This window comes from Streptomyces sp. MBT65 (assembly GCF_016612545.1).
Taxonomy (GTDB): domain Bacteria; phylum Actinomycetota; class Actinomycetes; order Streptomycetales; family Streptomycetaceae; genus Streptomyces.
This window is the reverse complement of record NZ_JAENRY010000828.1, coordinates 1-319: the sequence shown is the minus strand read 5'-3', so window position 1 is coordinate 319 and position 319 is coordinate 1. Positions and strand designations below refer to the sequence as shown.

Below are 319 nucleotides of genomic sequence, written 5' to 3'. Positions count from 1 at the left end.
GGGCGGGGTCGACCGGGCCGTCACGGGTGCGCACACGCAGGGGTTCAATCACCGGACCGCCGGGATCGCGGCGATCGGGACGTTCACGGCGGGGATGGCTGTGCCGCGGGCCATGACGGACGCGATTGCCGCGCTGGCGGCCTGGAAGCTGGGGCTGGCGGATGTGGATCCGCGGTCCAGGGCGCGGTTGGTGTCGAGCAACAGTCTCAGTCGGTATGCCTCTGGTGCTACCGCGGTGTTGCCCGCGGTGGCGGGGCACAAGGACGGGTACATGACCAGTTGTCCGGGGGCGGCGTTGTTGGGGAGGTTGGGGGAGGTT

Annotated in this window: 1 protein-coding gene; it reads left to right on the top strand. The window is 70.5% G+C overall.

Going from position 1 to position 319, the window contains the following annotated elements:
* Positions 1 to 319 (top strand): N-acetylmuramoyl-L-alanine amidase (locus tag JHN63_RS52270; protein ID WP_200692082.1); only part of this gene is annotated, 319 nt, incomplete at both ends.